Annotated in this window: 18 protein-coding genes; 13 read left to right on the top strand and 5 right to left on the bottom strand. The window is 38.5% G+C overall.

Features of this window, described 5'->3' with window-relative positions:
• Window positions 1-22 precede the first annotated feature (22 nt).
• The 5 genes from NW213_RS13890 to NW213_RS13870 all read left to right on the top strand — a co-directional run bounded on the left by NW213_RS13890 (window position 23) and on the right by NW213_RS13870 (window position 7,501).
• Window positions 23-2,683 carry a hypothetical protein gene (locus tag NW213_RS13890; RefSeq protein ID WP_258323134.1) on the top strand — a complete coding sequence of 887 codons (2,661 nt, stop codon included), beginning with the start codon at window positions 23-25 and terminating at the stop codon, window positions 2,681-2,683.
• A gap of 116 nt (window positions 2,684-2,799) precedes the next feature.
• Window positions 2,800-3,288 (top strand): TlpA disulfide reductase family protein, encoded by a 489-nt coding sequence (locus NW213_RS13885; protein ID WP_235328312.1) that lies wholly within the window; start codon window positions 2,800-2,802, stop codon window positions 3,286-3,288.
• Window positions 3,288-4,847: a DUF6029 family protein gene (locus tag NW213_RS13880; protein WP_258323133.1), complete on the top strand. Its 1,560-nt coding sequence runs from the start codon at window positions 3,288-3,290 to the stop codon at window positions 4,845-4,847. The genes NW213_RS13885 and NW213_RS13880 overlap by 1 nt, the downstream gene beginning before the upstream one ends.
• A gap of 24 nt (window positions 4,848-4,871) precedes the next feature.
• Window positions 4,872-6,035, top strand: a complete 1,164-nt coding sequence (locus NW213_RS13875) for an Omp28-related outer membrane protein (RefSeq protein WP_258323132.1) — start codon at window positions 4,872-4,874, stop codon at window positions 6,033-6,035.
• Window positions 6,036-6,151: 116 nt separating this feature from the next.
• Window positions 6,152-7,501, top strand: coding sequence for a zinc-dependent metalloproteinase lipoprotein (locus NW213_RS13870; protein ID WP_258323131.1), 1,350 nt, complete (start codon window positions 6,152-6,154; stop codon window positions 7,499-7,501).
• Between the two features lie 227 nt (window positions 7,502-7,728).
• Here NW213_RS13870 and NW213_RS13865 read toward each other — a convergent pair whose 3' ends face one another.
• Window positions 7,729-7,905: a DUF4250 domain-containing protein gene (locus NW213_RS13865; RefSeq protein ID WP_235328320.1), complete on the bottom strand. Its 177-nt coding sequence runs from the start codon at window positions 7,903-7,905 to the stop codon at window positions 7,729-7,731.
• Window positions 7,906-8,185: 280 nt separating this feature from the next.
• On the opposite strand from NW213_RS13865, the gene purB reads away from it, so the two are divergent.
• The 8 genes from purB to tsf all read left to right on the top strand — a co-directional run bounded on the left by purB (window position 8,186) and on the right by tsf (window position 16,271).
• Window positions 8,186-9,532: an adenylosuccinate lyase gene (gene purB / locus NW213_RS13860; protein WP_154043345.1), complete on the top strand. Its 1,347-nt coding sequence runs from the start codon at window positions 8,186-8,188 to the stop codon at window positions 9,530-9,532.
• 68 nt (window positions 9,533-9,600) lie between these two features.
• Window positions 9,601-10,890 (top strand): pseudouridine synthase, encoded by a 1,290-nt coding sequence (locus NW213_RS13855; protein WP_375338155.1) that lies wholly within the window; start codon window positions 9,601-9,603, stop codon window positions 10,888-10,890.
• 16 nt (window positions 10,891-10,906) lie between these two features.
• The gene (gene asnS / locus NW213_RS13850) at window positions 10,907-12,310 is read left to right on the top strand and encodes an asparagine--tRNA ligase (RefSeq protein WP_154043346.1); all 1,404 of its coding nucleotides are present in this window, start codon (window positions 10,907-10,909) and stop codon (window positions 12,308-12,310) included.
• 172 nt (window positions 12,311-12,482) lie between these two features.
• A complete protein-coding gene (locus NW213_RS13845) occupies window positions 12,483-12,968 on the top strand; it encodes a DUF4488 domain-containing protein (RefSeq protein WP_154043085.1) in 486 nt (161 codons plus the stop codon).
• Window positions 12,969-13,232: 264 nt separating this feature from the next.
• Window positions 13,233-13,694, top strand: coding sequence for a 50S ribosomal protein L13 (gene rplM / locus NW213_RS13840; protein WP_154043086.1), 462 nt, complete (start codon window positions 13,233-13,235; stop codon window positions 13,692-13,694).
• A gap of 6 nt (window positions 13,695-13,700) precedes the next feature.
• Entirely contained in the window at window positions 13,701-14,087 is a 387-nt protein-coding gene (rpsI, locus tag NW213_RS13835; protein ID WP_154043087.1) for a 30S ribosomal protein S9, read from the top strand.
• A gap of 221 nt (window positions 14,088-14,308) precedes the next feature.
• Window positions 14,309-15,145 carry a 30S ribosomal protein S2 gene (rpsB, locus tag NW213_RS13830; protein ID WP_154043088.1) on the top strand — a complete coding sequence of 279 codons (837 nt, stop codon included), beginning with the start codon at window positions 14,309-14,311 and terminating at the stop codon, window positions 15,143-15,145.
• A gap of 133 nt (window positions 15,146-15,278) precedes the next feature.
• Window positions 15,279-16,271, top strand: a complete 993-nt coding sequence (gene tsf, locus NW213_RS13825) for a translation elongation factor Ts (protein WP_204392619.1) — start codon at window positions 15,279-15,281, stop codon at window positions 16,269-16,271.
• Between the two features lie 100 nt (window positions 16,272-16,371).
• Here tsf and rnc read toward each other — a convergent pair whose 3' ends face one another.
• The 4 genes from rnc to pdxB all read right to left on the bottom strand — a co-directional run bounded on the left by rnc (window position 16,372) and on the right by pdxB (window position 20,017).
• Complete coding sequence (gene rnc / locus NW213_RS13820) at window positions 16,372-17,313, bottom strand: ribonuclease III (RefSeq protein WP_258323145.1); 942 nt, start codon at window positions 17,311-17,313, stop codon at window positions 16,372-16,374.
• Between the two features lie 9 nt (window positions 17,314-17,322).
• Entirely contained in the window at window positions 17,323-18,588 is a 1,266-nt protein-coding gene (gene fabF / locus NW213_RS13815; RefSeq protein WP_154043090.1) for a beta-ketoacyl-ACP synthase II, read from the bottom strand.
• 13 nt (window positions 18,589-18,601) lie between these two features.
• On the bottom strand, window positions 18,602-18,835 hold the full coding sequence (locus NW213_RS13810; protein WP_154043091.1) for an acyl carrier protein: 234 nt from the start codon (window positions 18,833-18,835) through the stop codon (window positions 18,602-18,604).
• A 171-nt stretch (window positions 18,836-19,006) separates the two neighbouring features.
• Window positions 19,007-20,017 (bottom strand): 4-phosphoerythronate dehydrogenase PdxB, encoded by a 1,011-nt coding sequence (pdxB, locus tag NW213_RS13805; RefSeq protein ID WP_258323129.1) that lies wholly within the window; start codon window positions 20,015-20,017, stop codon window positions 19,007-19,009.
• Between the last annotated feature and the right edge of the window lie 6 nt (window positions 20,018-20,023).

Genomic DNA, 20,023 nt, shown 5'->3' with positions numbered 1-20,023 from the left:
ACTAACTCAAAAAAAACAAAAAATGAAAAAACAAAAATTTATTAAGACACTTTTCCTAACGTGTATGCTTATGATGCTTTGTTGGGGATGTAAGGAAAATGAAGAGACACAGCAAGCAACATCGGTTAATAACATCAATGCAGTTTTGACTGCACCTGAAGGTCAGGTTTTCACGACATCTGCTACTATAGATGTGAAAGTTGCAGGTGCATTGGATTTTGCTTATAAGGTAGTTGAAGGAGCTAATGCAACGCCAGTTGATGGAGCTGTTATATATGCTGAAGCTCAAAATAAAGTTGATGGTATAGTGAAAATTGAAGATGATGCTCAGAAAATAAATATTTATGGTCTGGAAGGAAATAAGGATTACACAGTATTCTTTGCGTTCAGAGCTGATGATGGTTATAAGGTGGAATCTGTGTCATTAAAAACTCCTGTATATACTCAGCCTCTGACAATTGTGGATGCAAATATGTTTAAGGTTACATTCCATGTTGAAGTACCAAATGATACATATTATAAAGTGAGTATAGTTCCTACAGAAGTTTATAGAACTAACGAAGAACTTTATGGCTACAAGGACTTTAGTTATATGGCTGATGGTGATTTTATGGGAGAAGGCCAGGGTATGCCTTTACCACAATTCAAAGGTCCTAAGACTATTACATTTGAGAACGGACACAGTATGTATACTGGAGCATACAATGAAGATAAGGTTTTGAATTGGGGAGAAGGAACTGGCAGCGATCCTATAGAGGAGGCTGACTTGATAACTCAGATTAATCCAGGTACAAGCTACCAGCTTATTATATGGGAATGTCAAGAGAATGGTGATATTTCCGAATTCATGTTTGGAGGTATGTCAGAAATTAATGCTCAGGCGAGTTCAAGAGCAACTGAAAATCCGGTTTCACCTGTTGCACCGTCGGAAGTTTATTTATCTGGCGAACTTGTAACTTCAGTAGAAATGTCAATGGGAGGAATGGATATGGGTACATATCCTAAGATGTTCATGCGTCAGGGATTCTTTACTCAATTGCCGGCTCCAGGAAACGGTGAAGTAAAAATAGAAAAGGTTCTTGTACGCGAAAAGACGCTGGTTATGAAAATGACACCGGAAGAAGGTGTGCAGACAATGAAATATAACCTTATAGAAGAAGGTGAAAATATGGAGAAACTCCTTAAATATGTAGATGGTGAAAGAGGTATAGAATCTATGATATTCAGTGGAGGATATGAGTCGTCTAAAGAAATAGAAGTGGCATTTGATGTGGAGGTTGACAAAAAGTATTCTTTATTTGTTTCTGCTGTTTACAATGATGATGCTACTATACGTAGTCTTTACAAGATGACAGGTATAGAAATTCCTAAATCTACAAATCCTAAAGCTGAGCTTACGGTAGAAGCCGTTGAGTCGGCAAATGGTGATCCGTTTGTGGTTATGTTCAAAGTGAAAGCCCCTAACAAAGATTGTTATGCTTTCAGATATCTTATGAACTATACAAGTGAATGGTTTCCTATGCTGAACGGAATAGAAGGAGAGGAAATGGATACCAAAGTGGCTCAAATGATTGGACAGTACGGAACCGTTGTAAATGAAGAAAACGGTTCGGATATATTGAAGAAAATCAACAGCGATGAAGGCTATATATTAGGATTTACTTCACAGGATGATAAGGAAAGCTGGTTGGCACTGATGTCGTATAATGTAGACGAATCGACAAAATTGTTCTATGACGGACCTCAATACAGAGCAAGATCTGGCAAATGGGAGGCAGAAACTCCTGTACAGAGCGAATTGTTTGAGAAGCTTAAAGGTGAATGGACCGGAACACTTAAGCGTCCGGGAGAAAGTGGAATGATATCCACATTTGATGTCACTATCGGACAAGAACCGGCAGGATATACCACTACTCTTCCTGAGGAAATAAAAGCAGACCTTATAGAATACTTCAAGAAACAAGGAAACGAAAATCCACAAGCTGAAGTTGATAAACTGTGGGAGGAATTTAAAACAAGTCAGGAAAAATATAAAGATAAATATATCGGCCATAACTGGATGGTAGGTACAGGTTTCTGTTATGACAAAATATCAACTAAATTCGCGACTCCTCTTGACCTGTTCGGTGATACGGGATATTCTGCATATGATACTGACGAACTGTTCCAGGATTATGGTCCGAAATTGTTCTTCAAGATAGGAGCTGACAACAGCATTACACTTGTAAGTTCAGAAATGGATGATGAAGGTTTCTATACCACATATATTGATCCGTTTGAAGCATGGAGAAACCGTATAAGCCTATATGGTTACAATGAAGATTATGCTACAGATTTCAGTCAGTATAATTTCCCTTGTGAATTATCTGAAGATGGAAATACATTGACAATCAAACCTTATGAGAAAAACAATTTTGTATTCACTCCATCATTTGCACAGGAAATGAATATGGGTGCATGGAGCTGGAACTGTAAGGTTGATGGCAATATTGTTCTGACCAGGAAGTCTGATGCAGAAAGTCGCGCAAGCAAGAGTCGTGCATCACATTTATTTGTACCAGGAGAATATAAAGTATTACCAGTTAAAGGTAATGGTATGTTGAGAAGAACCCGTTTGCCAAAGGCAGATGTGCTTCCAGAAAGGGTTTATCATAAGCCTTATACTGTAGCGAATGCTCAGTGAGATTATTAAAAAATATATAATATCAGAAAACAGTAGCGGTTTAATGTGCCGTTACTGTTTTACTCGTTTTAATGAAGAGGTATTTGTGTAACAAATTTTAGTAAAGATTTATAGAAATGAAGAAAATCTCATTTTTGTTGGTCATACTATTGTTGATAGCAAACTATAGTTTTGCACAAAGTGTATGGCCTAATGTTAAGGTTGAAAAAATTAACGGTGATGTTGTAAACACAAAAGATGTACTTGAGGGAAAACCTGCTATTGTGTCTTTTTGGGGGGTTACTTGTAAGCCATGCATGACTGAACTGAATGCACTTAATGAGGTTATGGAAGAATGGCAGGAAGAAATAGACTTCAATATAATTGCAGTATCAATAGATGACAGCCGTTTTACATCACGTGCGCGTTCAATGGCTCAGGGATTTCAATGGGGCTTTATATGTCTGTTCGACAAGAACCAGGATCTGAAGCGTGCTATGAATGTATCTCTGACTCCACAAACATATATCGTAAATGCTAAGGGTGAGATTGTATATTCACATACCGGATATACACCCGGCAGTGAATATGAGTTATTTGAGAAACTTAAAGAGATAAGCGAGTAATGAGACAACTGATATTTACATTGCTATGCGTTACTTCACTTCCCTTATTTTCGCAGGAGAAGGGATATCTTACAGGGAGTCTTGAGTCAAACAGCATATATTATGTTAAGGATAATGGACTGAATAAAGAAAACTCAGTAGATCCTGACGACAGGTTCGGTAGCAACAACTATCTGAAACTTGATTATACTTTAGGTAAATTCAGTGCAGGAATACAGTTGGAAGGTTATCTCCCTACACTGCAGGGATATGATATCGGTCTGTATGGAAGTGGAAAGAAAGCAATATTAGGAATAAAGTATGCATCATGGCAGGATGAAAATTTTGCTTTTCGAGTAGGTGATATTTTTGAACAGTTCGGTTCCGGACTTGTTTTCAGAAGTTATGAAGACAGAACTTTAGGAATAAACAATTCTATAGAAGGTGTAAACGCAAGCTATAACTTCAAGAACTATGTCAGTGTAAAGGGATTGTATGGGCGTCCAAGACTTTATGATTCCTATGCTGACTCCTGGATAAGAGGAGCTGACCTGAGTTTATCGGTATCTGATATTATTGGATGGAATAGCGGATTGCTTAATCTGGAAGGAAGTGTTGTGAACCGTTACGAAGCATTGCCTGAAGATGCTTCCAATGCCTTGATTGTGGATAACCTGAATCTATATTCCGCAAGGCTGAATTTTGACTATAAAGGGATTAATATGGCTGCAGAATATGTTGGAAAAGGTAAAGATGCGTCGTTTAATGCTTCTAAGCCTGTGCAGGGACATGGATTTCTGGCTGAAATAGGATATAATTATAAAGCTCTGTCTGTGCTTGGGACATATCGTGAACTTAATTACATGAATACAACTCTGGCGCGTAATGGTAGAGGAGTTGGAAACGTGATGAACTATCTACCAGCTCTCACCAGACAATATACTTATATGCTTGCAAATCTTAATCCATATCAGGTGCAAGGAGACGGTGAGCGTGGAGGACAGTTGGATATATACTACTCCATTCGTTCAAAAGAGGATAGAAGTAAGTATTGGAATCTGCATTTTAATGGTTCCATGTTTTATTCTAATAAGAATATTACAGGGAAATCACGTCTGCTGTGGCGTGATATAAATGCAGATGTAGAACGTCAATGGAACAGGAAGTTCAAGACATCGCTTCTTGTATCGGTACAGGAATGGAATCCTTCTTTAGGTTTTGACGACGAGACTTATCTGTCGAACATCTTCGTACTGGACGGCCTTTATAAATTCGACCGTAAGAAGTCAATCCGTGCCGAGTTGCAGTATCTGTATTCACAGGACTACGAAAAAGATTGGGTTGCGGCTCTTGTTGAGTTCAGTTTTGCTCCAAAATGGAGCTTTTCTGTTAGTGATATGTACAATCTTGGAACTACTGATACACACTATTACAGTGGTTCAGTGAGCTACACACGCAAGAATACGCGATTACAATTGAGCTATGGCCGTAATAGAGCCGGATATGTATGTTCAGGTGGGGTTTGCAGATATACACCGGCATATACAGGCGCTAACTTGACTGTAACATCATCATTTTAATAACAAACATAAAAACAAAAAAACATGAAACTTAAGAATTTATTTTTCGGACTGGCTGCGGCATTTATGGCGACAGCCTGTTCAAGTAACGATGATCCAGGTAACGGAAACGTACAGGAAGGATTACAACTGAACTCTTCGGAAGCATACATTTTGAACAACGGACAGGAAGAGACATTATTCACCGTTACTATGGAAGGAGCGGACGTGACCGCACAATCTACAATATACCAGAAAGTAAACGGAAAATCGGAAGTATATGAAGGACTTTCATTTAAATCTTCCGAAGCTGGGAAATATGTTTTTTTTGCAAGTTATCAGGGTAAGCTGACACCGGAAATAACAATTGAAGCTGTGAAAGAGAAACTGCAACTTCCGGAGGATACCGACTCTGACAAATATGACGGTTTCCGTAAAAGAGTATTGGTTACAGAAGGCACAAGTCTTGACTGTAACATCTGCCCGAAAATGATTGTAGGGATAAATGAATTCAGCAAGCTGAATACAAACGGTGATGCAGTGCTTACTGTTGTTCACGGAGTAAAGGGTGAAGATGAGTTTTTCACACCTTCAACAGATGTTGTGGCTTTGCAGCTGTTCACCAGAGGTAACGTGGGCGGTGTTCCTTCAACAGTTCTGAACTTGAAAGCGGATGAAGGTATAGGGGTCTATGCTACAGACACACCGGAAACAATTGCAAATACTATTAAAAAGGCTGTGGATAGCGAAATGCAGTCGGAAGCAAGCTGCGCAATCTCGGCAGCAACTTCGGGAGATGCTACTAAAGGCATAAGTGTTTCTGCAAAAGTTAAAGTAAACAAGGCTGGAAGATACCGTATGGCTGTGTGGGTAATCGAAGATAATCTGGTAAGTTCTGAAAAGCAAATCGGTACGACTCCGGAACTTGATGCTATGTATGACTTCAGCAAACACAACCACTTGGTACGTTATGTGTCTGCAACCAAACCTATATTTGGTGACATAATGGCCGGCAAGGATACAAGCAAAGGCAACGAAGTTCTGGAGTTCCATCATTGCATAGAACAGGGGGCGTTCAAGTTTGCCGACATGCAGAATGTGAAAGTAGTGCTTATTGTAAGCAGAGCAGGTGAAAACTCATCAAACTTCGTAACAGACAACGTTGTGGAATGTCCGCTTAATCAAAGCATAACATTTGAATATAAATAAGATGACAGGTTGACGAGGTTTTAGATATTTGATATCAGACATTAGGAAAAAATGGTAACTAAAGCCTTGTCAACTGGTAATTAAGGCCTAGTAATTAAAATAATAACAAAACTACAATGAAGAAACATATATTATACACAACCTTGCTTGCTCTGGCACCAGTGATATATTCGTGCTCGGACAATGAGGGCAATGATATGAAATTGCCGGAAGAGGCCATAACAATAGCTGAGGGGCTTGATGCGAATGGAGGTTCTCTAACTGTAAATCTGACAGAAAACGGAATACCTGCCGGTGCATGGCAAACAGCTGTTTCAAGTAACCATTGGCTACAGGTAAGTGCGAATGCAGAAAAAAACCAACTTGAAATAAATTTTTCTGAAAATTTATGGCAGAATGACCGCGACGCAAAAATTAATATTACAGGGGCATCGGGTACAGTGGATTTGCTTGTATCACAAAAGTCTATTGAGTTCAGCGAAGACCATGAATATAAAATTCCTATAGTTTTTCATGTACTTTACAAAGACGAATCTGATGAAAAACAATATGTAAGACCTGGACATCTTGAAACTATATTGGAGGGCGTGAATAAATATTATGCAGACAACGGTTTGCCTGTCACCTTTGTGATGGCAGAAGAAGATAATGAAGGAAAAGCAATGCCTGAAAAAGGTATTTCCAGAGAAAAAATATCATATAATGATATTAATCCGGAGGATTTTATGGCAAGTGGCGATCCTAAATATAAAGAAATGCTTTGGGATAATGACAAATATATTAATGTATTTATCTATACATATACAACAGACCAACAGTATATAATAGGTATATCGCAATTCCCTATATTTCTTGAACCGTATTCTTTGGATGGTTGCACAACTTGTCCTTCGAACGGAAATCCATATGACTTTCCTTACCCGCACTGTATTTGTATAAACAATAACTACATTTATGAAATGCAGAAAGAGGGAGAAAACTATAATAATAAGGATATTACAATGACATTGGCTCATGAACTTGGTCACTTCCTTGCACTTTATCATGCATTCAATGAGAACAGCAGCTCTCCAAAACTGGATACTGACTATTGTACTGACACAAAACCATACAACAGAAACCAATATATGATAGGACTAAACTCATGGATTAGTAAAAATGGTCCTATAGGTCCAATAGGAAGTGATGGATACGAAAAGAATGTAATGCGTAATAATAGTGTGGAGCCAGAAGTGTTCCGTTCTACTAATATAATGGATTATGCTGTTTCTGATGCCAATAAATTTACTGAACAACAGAAAGAACGTATAATGTACAGCCTGCACCATTCATTCTTCTTGCCTGGTCCTAAGGATTTTAGTGAATCGCCAATATACCAGCAGAAAAGTAAGAGTGTAAAAAGCGGAGAAAATACTGAATGGGCATCTAAACCTAATATAACAAAATGTGATACAGGGCTTCATTAATATTATAGTTCATAGGTATAAGATCAATTTGCTTGTTAGCTGAAACTGCAATTAATATGCTTGCTTGTTTTTTACTAACATATGTTTGCTTGTAAAAAAATAACTTTTTACGTCCGCAAACTAAATATACCAATGAGTATTTGGAGAAATATGCTATTCTCAATTGCTCATTGGTATTATTTTGTTATTAAATAAAATAAATGGTTGTCTTTTTCGGGAATAGTGATTTACCAGAACTTATTCATCTCTTCATTGTATTCGAATCCTGCGTCTTTAAGACGTGATATTATTTCCTCTTTGTTAAGGCTTAAATCATCGCAAAGAGAGTCGAGCGAGGGATAAAAGTCTCTAAGCTTCATGTTGATGAGGCTGAAAAGCATCATCGGATCGTTTGGAAGTTCCATTGTCTTTTTGATTTTATGTTCGTTTTTTTCTGATGCAAAGGTACGCTTTATTTCAGACGGTTATATATCTTGATTAATTGTATTCTTCCGTTTTTATGATATTTTAGCTTATGTTGATGCTATGTTTGGAAAAATCAGCAGGTTTTTTGCTGTTATGAAAAACCGGATATTTGTGTAATAATTACTAAAGTTTTCATTTTTAGGGTGGTTAAGTCGGGAAAAAGCATTACTTTTGCGAAGTTTTAATGATCATTAATTTAGAAAAAACTGAAAAACAATGTTGGAGCTTGACTTACTCACTGCTGTTTCTCCTATTGACGGCAGGTATAGGACCAAGGCGGGAGCTTTGGCTGAATATTTTTCTGAGTATGCGCTGATCAAGTATCGTGTGCAGGTGGAAATAGAGTATTTTATTACTTTGTGTGAACTTCCGTTGCCACAGTTGAAGTGTTTCGATCATGCGCGTTTCGAATCATTGCGTAATATTTACCGTAATTTCTCAGAGGCTGACGCTCAGCGTATCAAAGAAATAGAAAGCGTTACTAACCATGACGTGAAAGCTGTGGAATATTTCATCAAGGAACAGTTCGACAAGCTTGGGGGATTGGAAAAATATAAGGAGTTCATCCATTTCGGATTGACTTCGCAGGATATCAATAATACTTCTGTGCCTTTGTCTATAAAAGAGGCTCTGGAGAAGGAATATTATCCGCAAATACAGAAACTTATTGACCAGCTTGCCGCATATGCTGAGGAATGGAAGGATATTCCTATGCTTGCGAAGACTCACGGACAGCCTGCTTCGCCTACAAGATTGGGTAAAGAGATTATGGTGTTTGTGTACAGATTGCGCCGTCAGCTGGATATACTGAAAGCTTGTGCCATTACTGCCAAGTTCGGTGGGGCTACTGGTAATTATAATGCTCACCATGTGGCATATCCTGAGTTTGACTGGAAAGAATTCGGTAATAAGTTTGTTGCAGAAAAGTTGGGATTGGAACGTGAGGAATATACTACTCAGATTTCGAACTATGACAATCTGGGGGCAATATTTGATGCGATGAAACGTATCAATACTATAATGATTGATATGAACCGCGACTTCTGGCAGTATATCTCAATGGAGTATTTCAAGCAGAAAATCAAGGCCGGTGAAGTTGGTTCGAGCGCAATGCCTCATAAGGTTAATCCGATAGACTTTGAAAATGCTGAAGGTAACCTTGGTATGGCTAATGCTATTTTCGAACATTTGTCGTCAAAACTTCCTGTTTCAAGATTGCAGCGTGACTTGACTGACTCTACTGTTTTGCGTAATATCGGTGTTCCTTTCGGTCATACTATTATTGCGATACAGAGTTCGCTGAAAGGACTTGGCAAACTGTTATTGAACGAGCATAAGATTTATGAGGACTTGGATAACTGCTGGAGTGTGGTTGCTGAGGCTATTCAGACAATTCTTCGCCGTGAGGCTTATCCTAATCCGTATGAGGCGCTGAAGGCTCTTACACGTACTAACCAGGCTATAAACGAGGCTTCAATAAAGAATTTCATAGAAACATTGGAGGTGAGTGAAGATATAAAGAAGGAACTTCGCGCAATAACTCCACATAATTATACTGGTATTTAATTTTATATTTGATTTATAGAGACATTTTTGGCCCGAGAGGGTAAGAGTATTAATTTTTTGATTTTATTATTATGACAGAAAGAGAATTCAGACAAAACGGTGAAAACCAGTCTGGCCGCGATGGTAGAAAATCTTACAACAACAGAGAAGGTTATAACAGAAACAATCGTTATGAGGGTGGAAATTACGGACGTCGTCCTAACAATGGATTTGAAGGTGGTGAGCAACGTCAGAACCGCTCTTCGTTCAACCCTCGATTTAACAACAATAATAATGGTGCTGACCGTCAGCAGCGTGGAGGTTATGGCAATAACAATTATGGCCGTCAGCAACGTCCTTATGGCAATCGCCCATATGGAAACAATGAAGGAGGGGAACGTTCTTACGGCGCACCACGTTTTAATAACAACGGCGGTGATCGTCAGCAGCGTCAGTTTACTCCTAGATTTAACAATGATGGGGGTGAACAGCGTTCGTTCCGTTCTCGTCAGGGACAGCAGGGCGGATATCGCCAGCAGGGTGGCGGATATGGAAACAACCGTCAGGGAGGATTCCGTCAGCGCACAAATGATTATAACCCGAATGCTAAATATAGCATGAAGAAGCAGATAGAGTATAAGGATGTGCTTACAGATCCTAATGAACCTATCCGCTTGAACAAGTTCCTTGCTAATGCCGGTATATGCTCACGTCGTGAGGCTGATGAGTTTATCACAGCAGGAGTGGTTTCTGTAAATGGTGTAGTGGTGACAGAACTTGGTACTAAAGTGCATCGTAATGATGAGGTTAAATTCCATGACCAGCCGGTAACCATTGAAAGAAAGGTGTATCTGCTGCTTAACAAACCAAAGGATTGCGTTACTACAGCGGATGATCCGCAGGAACGTAAGACTGTGATGGATTATGTGAAGAATGCATGTAAGGAACGTATTTATCCGGTGGGAAGACTTGACCGTAATACAACAGGTGTTCTTCTGCTTACCAATGATGGCGAGATGGCTTCGAAACTTACTCATCCAAAATACTTGAAAAAGAAAATTTATCATGTATATTGCGATAAAAATGTTACAAAAGCCGATCTTGACCAAATTGTACAAGGTATAACTTTGGAAGATGGAGAAATTCATGCTGATGCTGTAAGCTATGCTTCTGATACTGATAAGTCGCAGGTTGGAATAGAAATCCACTCTGGAAAGAACCGTATCGTACGCCGTATATTCGAACATTTGGGATATAAGGTAATTAAACTTGACAGAGTTTATTTTGCCGGACTTACAAAGAAAGGATTGCGTCGCGGTGACTGGAGATTCTTGACAGAAAATGAAGTGAATATGCTCCGTATGGGGTCTTTTGAATAATATAAATTATTAAATGATGGAAATGATTCGTAGAACAAAAATTGTTGATGTGCTGAAATCACGTGAATTCGGCAGTATGGTCAACGTTAAGGGCTGGGTTCGTACCCGCCGCGGTAGTAAACAGGTAAACTTTATCGCCTTGAATGACGGTTCTACTATAAATAATGTGCAGGTGGTTGTTGATTTGGCTAACTTCGATGAAGAAATGCTCAAACAGATTACTACAGGTGCATGTATCAGCGTAAACGGTGAATTAGTGGAATCTGTAGGTGCGGGACAGGCTGCCGAAATTCAGGCTCGCGAAATAGAAGTGTTGGGTGTATGTGACAATACTTATCCTCTTCAGAAGAAAGGACACTCTATGGAGTTCCTTCGTGAGATAGCTCACTTGCGTCCGCGCACAAATACTTTTGGCGCAGTGTTCCGTATTCGCCACAATATGGCTATCGCTATACATAAATTCTTCCATGACCGTGGTTTCTTCTATTTCCATACTCCTATCATTACTGCTTCTGACTGTGAGGGTGCGGGACAGATGTTCCAGGTTACTACCATGAATCTGTATGATCTGAAGAAGGATGAGAATGGATCTATAGTTTATGATAATGACTTCTTCGGCAAGCAGGCTAGTTTGACTGTTTCAGGTCAGCTTGAAGGTGAATTGGCTGCAACTTCACTTGGTGCAATCTATACTTTCGGTCCTACTTTCCGTGCTGAGAACTCTAATACTCCTCGTCACTTGGCAGAGTTCTGGATGATTGAACCTGAAGTGGCTTTCAATGACATCAATGATAATATGGACTTGGCTGAAGAGTTCATTAAATATTGTGTGCAGTGGGCTTTGGATAACTGCTATGATGACGTCAAATTCCTGAACGATATGTTCGATAAGGGATTGATAGACCGTCTGCAGGGCGTATTGAAAGATAGCTTTGTACGTCTTCCATATACAGAAGGTATCAAGATACTTGAAGACGCTGTAGCCAAAGGTCATAAATTTGAATTCCCTGTATTCTGGGGAGCTGACCTGGCTTCTGAACATGAACGTTATCTGGTGGAAGAACATTTCAACAAACCGGTAATCCTGACAGACTATCCTAAGGAAATCAAGGCATTCTATATGAAACAGAATGAAGACGGAAAAACTGTACGTGCTATGGATGTGCTCTTCCCTAAGATTGGTGAGATTATTGGTGGATCTGAACGTGAGGCTGACTATGACAAACTGCTTACACGTATTCAGGAACTTGGTATTCCTATGAAGGATATGTGGTGGTATCTTGATACTCGTAAGTACGGAACTTGTCCTCACTCTGGATTCGGACTTGGTTTCGAGCGCTTGTTGTTGTTCGTGACAGGTATGTCGAATATACGTGACGTTATACCTTTCCCTCGTACTCCGAGAAATGCAGAATTCTAATATTCGAGAATATAGAAATTATAGGCTGTATGGATAATTCCGTACAGCCTTTTTTGTAATATGTATTAAGATTAAGGCCTGATAATAAAAAAAATGATGCTAATCTGTGTGTCTAATAATTATTTTTGTTATATTTGTAGAAACCTATTAATAAACTTAAATATATAGTGTTATGAAAATGCGCAGTTTCTTATTATTGGCATTATTGTTGCTGGTGGCATCGGGTAATGCGTTGGCGCAAAAGGCTGAAAAAGTTCCTGTAAGTCTTAATGGCGTATGGCAGATGTGTTTTTACCGTTCTAATTCTCCGGATGTAGCCGGTGAGCTTAAAACAAGTAATTCATTTAAAATTCTTTCGGACGACGGACGGTTTACTAATATGGTTATGATGCCTCATGGAGCTATTATAATAGGTGAAGGGACATATGAGGTGGATTCTGAAAAATCATATACAGAAATTGTTGAAAGAAATCTCCATCTTCCGCAGCTGAACGGAAAAAAGAATGTGATGGAATACGAAATGAAGGAAAATGGAATAATGGTTGTGAAATATTTTCTGAAAGAGGATATTAACGGAAATATAATAGATTCATGGTGCTATGAAACCTGGAAAAAGGTTACTATGCCGGAAAAATATCCTGAGAACATTATTAGGTAATCGATAAATATAGTACTAAAATATATAAACGGGCTACTGTCGTTTTATTACGATAGTAGCCTTTTTTACATAGTATCAACTGATTATAATAGAAAAATATGGAAAAACTTTGTCTGTTTCAAGAAAAGTTGTACCTTTGCAAGCCGATTATTATCAAATAGTGATAAATTTAAGATTCTGAGCACTTTATTCTTCTTTGTCCGGGACGGATGGAGTGTGACGGATTCGTTTTTTAGTAGTTAACATTTTAAAAAAGATTTAAGAGTGGATACTTTAAGTTACAAGACCATTTCTGCAAACAAGGAAACTGCAACAAAAGAATGGGTTGTAGTTGATGCTACCGACCAGGTCGTAGGACGTCTCGGTGCAAAAGTTGCGAAACTGTTGAGAGGAAAGTACAAACCAAACTTTACTCCTCATGTGGACTGCGGTGATAACGTTATTATCATCAATGCAGACAAAGTTAAGTTTACAGGTAATAAGTGGAATGACAAAGTGTATTTGAGCTACACAGGTTATCCTGGTGGTCAGCGCGAAATCACTCCTGCTCGCTTGATGGCTAAACCTAATGGCGCTGAAAAATTAATGAAGAAAGTTGTTAAAGGTATGCTTCCTAAAAACCGTCTGGGAGCTAAGTTACTAGGCAACTTGTATGTTTATGAGGGTGCTGAACACAAACACGAAGCTCAGACTCCTAAAGTTATTGATATTAACACACTTAAATAATAAAGAATGGAAGTAGTAAATGCATTAGGCAGACGTAAAAGCGCAATTGCTCGCGTTTTCGTTAGCGAAGGTACAGGAAAGATTACTATTAACAAGAGAGACCTTGCAGAGTACTTTCCATCAACTATTCTGCAGTATGTAGTTAAACAGCCTCTTAACCTTCTTCAGGTGGCTGAAAAATATGATATTAAAGTAAATTTGTGTGGTGGTGGTTTTACAGGACAGTCACAGGCTTTGCGTTTGGCTATCGCTCGTGCACTTGTTAAAATCAACGCAGACGACAAGAAGGCTCTTCGTGCAGAAGGCTTCATGACTCGTGACTCTCGTTCTGTTGAACGTAAGAAACCAGGACGTCCGAAAGCACGTAGAAGATTCCAGTTCAGTAAACGTTAAGCGATTGAGTTTGTTAGTTTTTAAGTTTGTAAGTTTGTTGCAAGTAATCGGTTTGCGAAACTTCAGACTAAACTCAAGAACTTAGAAACTCAAAAACTTAAATGTAAAAGCGTTTAGTATCTAAACTGTCAGGATTTTCCCTACAATTGTTTGCGGAGAAACTACCGGACAGTTGGTTCAATTTAAACAAAAAAGAAAGTAAACGATTAAATTTAAAAACAATGTCAAGAGTAAATTTTGATACATTATTGGAAGCAGGCTGCCACTTCGGACATTTGAAGAGAAAGTGGAACCCAGCAATGGCTCCTTATATTTTTATGGAACGCAACGGTATCCATATCATCGACCTTAACAAAACCGTTGTAAAAGTTGAAGAAGCTGCTGATGCTTTGAAGCAGATCGCAAAATCAGGAAAGAAAGTCCTTTTTGTTGCTACTAAAAAACAAGCTAAACAGGTAGTAGCTGAGAAAGCTGCTTCTGTAAATATGCCATACGTTATAGAACGTTGGCCAGGTGGTATGTTGACTAACTTCCCAACAATCCGTAAGGCTGTTAAGAAGATGGCAACTATCGACAAACTTACTAACGATGGAACTTACTCAAACTTGTCAAAGAGAGAAATCCTTCAAATCTCTCGTCAGCGTGCTAAACTTGAAAAGAACCTTGGTTCTATCGCTGATTTGACTCGTCTGCCATCTGCATTGTTTGTTATCGACGTTTTGAAGGAAAATATTGCTGTACGTGAAGCTAACCGTCTTGGTATTCCTGTATTTGCAATAGTAGATACTAACTCTGATCCTTCAAATGTTGATTATGTAATCCCAGCAAACGATGACGCAACTAAGTCTGTAGAAGTAATTCTTGATGCTTGTTGTGCTGCAATGGCTGAAGGTTTGGAAGAAAGAAAAGCTGAAAAAGTAGATATGGATGCTGCAGGTGAAGCTGCTGCTCCAAAGGCTCCTAAGAAAAAAGCTGCAAGAGCTCGCATGGATAAGGCAGAAGAAGATGCTATCAATGCAGCAAAAGCTGCTGCTTTCGTAAAGGAAGATGAAGCTTAATTCTTGAATAAGACAAATATATAAATTGAGAATTGAAAATTGGGAATGGAACATATTTGCTCAGATTCTCAATTCTCAATTCTCAATTTTGTTTTATAACGATATTATTAACTCTTAATAAAAAGAAATTATTATGGCTGTAAGTATGGCGGATATTACCAAGCTTCGTAAAATGACTGGAGCTGGTATGATGGACTGTAAAAATGCTTTGAACGACGCAGAAGGCGATTTCGACAAGGCAATGGAAATTATTCGTAAAAAAGGACAGGCAGTTGCTGCAAAACGTTCTGACCGTGAAACTTCTGAAGGTTGCGTTTTGGCTAAATCAACTGGTGATTATGCTGCAATGATAGCTTTGAAGTGCGAAACTGACTTCGTTGCTAAGAATGCAGATTTCGTTGCTTTGACTCAGGCTATTCTTGATGCTGCTGTTGAAAACAAATGCAAGACTATCGATGAAATCAAGGCTCTTCCTATGGGTAATGCTACAATCGGTGATGCAATTGTAGAACGCAGCGGTGTTACTGGTGAAAAAACTGAATTGGATGGCTATTTCTTCGTTTCTGGCGCTTGTACAGCTGTTTACAACCACATGAACAAGAATCAGCTTTGTACTATGGTTGCTTTCAACAAGCCTTGCGATCAGCAGGTTGCTCATGAAATCTGTATGCAGATTGCAGCTATGAATCCTATAGCAATTGATGAAGCTGGTGTTCCTGAATCAGTAAAACAGGAAGAAATCAATGTTGCTATTGAAAAGACTAAAGCTGAACAGGTACAGAAAGCTGTTGAAGCTGCTTTGAAGAAAGCTGGTATCAATCCTGCTCATGTTGATAGCGAAGAGCACATGGAAAGCAACATGGCTAAGGGATGGATCACTGCTGAAGATATAGCTAAAGCTAAAGAAATCAAAGCTACAGTTTCTGCTGAAAAGGCTGCAAACTTGCCACAGGCTATGATTGAAAATATTGCTAAAGGTCGTTTGGGTAAATTCTTGAAAGAAGTTTGTCTTTTGAACCAGGAAAGCATCATGGATCCTAAGAAGACAGTTGCAGATACTTTGAAAGCTGCAGATCCAGAATTGGCAATTATTGATTTCAAACGTTTCACTTTGCGTGCTGAATAATCAATCATCTGAATAGATAAATTTAAAGCGTGAATTACAAAGGCTAAACCAAATGTAATTCACGCTTTTTTTATGCTTTGTTTTCTGACGATTATAATATTTATTCAGACTTGACTGAATTAGAGCCTTCTGCCTCAGAAAAAGCGGCTTCTTCGGCCTCTGATATTATTCTCTCCTCATCGTCAAATTTTTCGGCCATAGATTCAAATTTGTATTCTTCTTCGATTGCTGTATTTTCAACTGCATTATTTTGCTCTAGATTATTATTTGAGTTTTCTCTTTCATTCTTGGCAGCAAAAATGGCATCAATGAATACAGAATCCTTTTTAATCATTGTCATTGTGGCATGTGCAGCTTCTTGCTGTGACTCTTTTTTAGAGTATCCCTTACCGGTTCCTCCGGAAATGTTTTCAACTAAAATCTGGGTCTCAAAAATAGGGTTCTGGCTTTCGTCTGATGTTTGTCCGATAAGTCGGAACTCTATTTCAAATTTGTTTTTCTGACTCCATTCTATGAGTTTTGATTTGAAGTTAACTTCTTTCCTTGAGATTTTCTCAAGATTGATATATTGGCCTATTATACGTTTTTCCATGAATTTCATACATGTCTCGTATCCACGGTCCAAATATATAGCCCCGACAAGAGCTTCAAAAGCATTACCGCTCATGTAGCTGTTATGCGATGATTGTTTTGAAGAATACTTTATGAGTTTATCCAATCCTATATTAATCGCAATGTTGTTCAGGGTTTCCCTTTGTACGATTTTCGATCTGGTATTAGTAAGAAATCCTTCTCTTTTACCCTCAAATTTCTTATACACAATGTCAGCCACTACTGCATCAAGAATAGCATCTCCCAGAAACTCCAGTCTTTCGTTGTTTACAAGCCTTCCCTGAGTCTTTACAGAAGACGATTTGTGTAGTAATGCCTGCTTGTATATTTCAATGTTGTGAGGATAAAATCCCAGTATCTTATAAAAACGAAAATAAGGCTCCTTTTCCTTTCGGAAAAAGAGTCTTATTCTATCTGTAATATTTTCTATTGACACAGTTTATTCAGTGTATTTTTTAACGATTACACATGCATTGTGACCACCAAAACCAAATGTATTGCTTAATGCAGCACGTACAGTACGTTTTTGTGCATGGTTGAATGTGAAGTTAAGATTGTAGTCGATGTTTTCATCGTTATCTCCTTCTTCATGGTTGATTGTTGGAGGTACAATATCATTCTTAACAGATAATACGCTAGCAATAGCTTCAACACCACCGGTTGCTCCAAGCAAGTGACCTGTCATTGATTTTGTAGAGCTGATGTTAAGCTTATATGCATGTTCGCCGAACACTTCCTTGATAGCTTTAACTTCAGAAACATCACCAACAGGAGTTGAAGTTCCGTGTACGTTGATGTAGTCGATATCTTCAGGCTGCATTCCTGCATCTTCCAGTGCATTGACCATGACAAGTTTAGCACCGAGTCCTTCAGGATGTGAAGCTGTAAGATGGTGAGCATCAGCTGAAGCTCCTACACCTGCTAATTCAGCATAAATCTTTGCTCCACGAGCTTTGGCATGTTCCAGTTCTTCAAGAACTAAAATTCCGGCACCTTCTCCCATTACGAAACCGTCACGGCTTGCGCTGAACGGACGTGATGCACGAGTCGGATCGTCATTGCGTGTTGAAAGCGCGTGCATTGCGTTGAAACCGCCTACACCAGCTGCAAAAATAGCTGCTTCAGCTCCACCGGTAACTATGATATTAGCTTTTCCTAGACGAAGATAGTTGAAAGCATCTGCAATTGCGTTTGATGATGATGCACATGCCGATGTAGTTGTGAAATTAGGTCCATGAAAGCCGTACATGATGGAAATCTGTCCAGATGCGATGTCGGCAATCATTTTAGGTATAAAGAATGGGCTGAATTTAGGTCCGATAGTATCTTTAGTCTGTTCGTATCCGCCAACTTCTTCTTCAAAAGTACGGATACCACCGATACCTACACCTAAAATAACACCAATTTTGTTCAAATCTTCTTTTTCGACATCAATAGCAGCATCTGTTACAGCTTCTTTTGCAGCTGCCACTGCATATTGAGTGTAAAGGTCCATCTTACGGGCTTCTTTACGGTCGATATAATCTGCAGCATTGAAGTTCTTAACTTCGCATGCAAACTGTGTTTTAAACTTTGAAGCATCAAAGTGAGTAATAGGTCCTGCCCCACTTACTCCATTGATAAGGTTGTTCCAGAATTCAGGAACAGTGTTTCCCAGTGGAGTCAATGCGCCAAGACCTGTTACTACTACTCTCTTTAATTCCATAAACAGAGATTGATTATTTGTTAGATTCGATGTAAGAGATAGCGTCACCTACAGTCTGGATCTTTTCTGCCTGATCATCTGGAATAGAGATACCGAATTCTTTTTCGAATTCCATGATCAATTCAACTGTATCCAAAGAGTCAGCACCTAGGTCGTTAGTAAAGCTAGCTGTTGGTACAACTTCTGATTCTTCTACACCTAATTTATCAACGATAATTTTCTGTACTTTTGATGCAATTTCAGACATAATTTTAATTTTTTAAGTTTATAAAATTGATTTATTGATTAAATATTTGCTGCAAAGGAATAAATATTTCTTGTTTTCACCAAATATTCAGTCAAATAAATGCATTTTTTTGCACAAAAACATGCCATTTGTGCATGAATTATACTGTGAAAACATGAATTTATGCGTTAGTTATTCTTTTCTTAGATTATAATTTCCTCTTATTTTTTCGAAATCTTCAGGGCATGAAAGTAATAAGTTATAATCATTTTTAGGATTGTACTTAAGAAGTATATCATTCTTATTTTCAGCGGTTCCACTATTGTCGGAAGTATCAGGCAGCTTTATATCTATATCCATATCAATTCCGAAAAAATCGGTTAACGATTTAAGCGTCATTTGTGTTGCATTGAATTTACCGTTTGCCGAATATCCTGCAATGTGTGGCGTTCCGAAATATACTTTGTTCAACAATTCGAGGTTGATGTGCGGCTCATTTTCCCAAACATCAATTATTGCTTCAGACACTTCTCCTTTGTTTATTGCATTTAGAATAGAGTCTGTTTCTACAACCTCTCCTCTGGATGTATTTATTATTACAGTTTTTTTATTGAGGTTGTCGAAGAAAGATTTGTCTGCCAGATGATATGTTTTATACTTCCCTTCTGTTATCAGTGGAGTATGAAAAGTTATTATGTCGCACTCTCTGGCTATGGTATCCAGGCTTACGAAGCCTTTTTCGCCATTATCTTCTCTCGGAGGGTCATTTAGCAAGACTTTCATTCCCAATCTTTGGGCAAGTGATCTTATTCTGTTGCCGACATGTCCCACGCCTACAATTCCGATACACGTATTCTCGAATACCAGTCCTTTTTCTTTATGTAAAAGTTCCAAAGCGGCATGAACATATTGTTCTACTGCGCCGGCATTGCAACCAGGGCAATTTTTCCATGTAATTCCCGCTTCTTTGCAATAATCAGTATCAATATGGTCAAATCCTATTGTTGCTGTACCAATAAATTTTACTTTGCTGTCCTGTAACAGCTGTCTGTTGCATTTGGTTCGTGTGCGGATTATAAGCGCATCTGCATCTTTAATTTTTTCAGCTGTTATTTCATTCCCGGGCAGATATTCAACATCTTTAGTAATTTTTGCCAATGTATCCTTTATATAAGGAATTTTATTGTCAACAACTATTTTCATTTTCTT

Source organism: Bacteroides sp. ET336, from assembly GCF_024733815.1.
In the GTDB taxonomy this organism is placed as follows: Bacteria; Bacteroidota; Bacteroidia; order Bacteroidales; family Bacteroidaceae; genus Phocaeicola; species Phocaeicola cellulolyticus.
The sequence above is the reverse complement of the archived record's forward strand: the minus strand, read 5'-3'. Positions and strand labels throughout refer to the sequence as shown.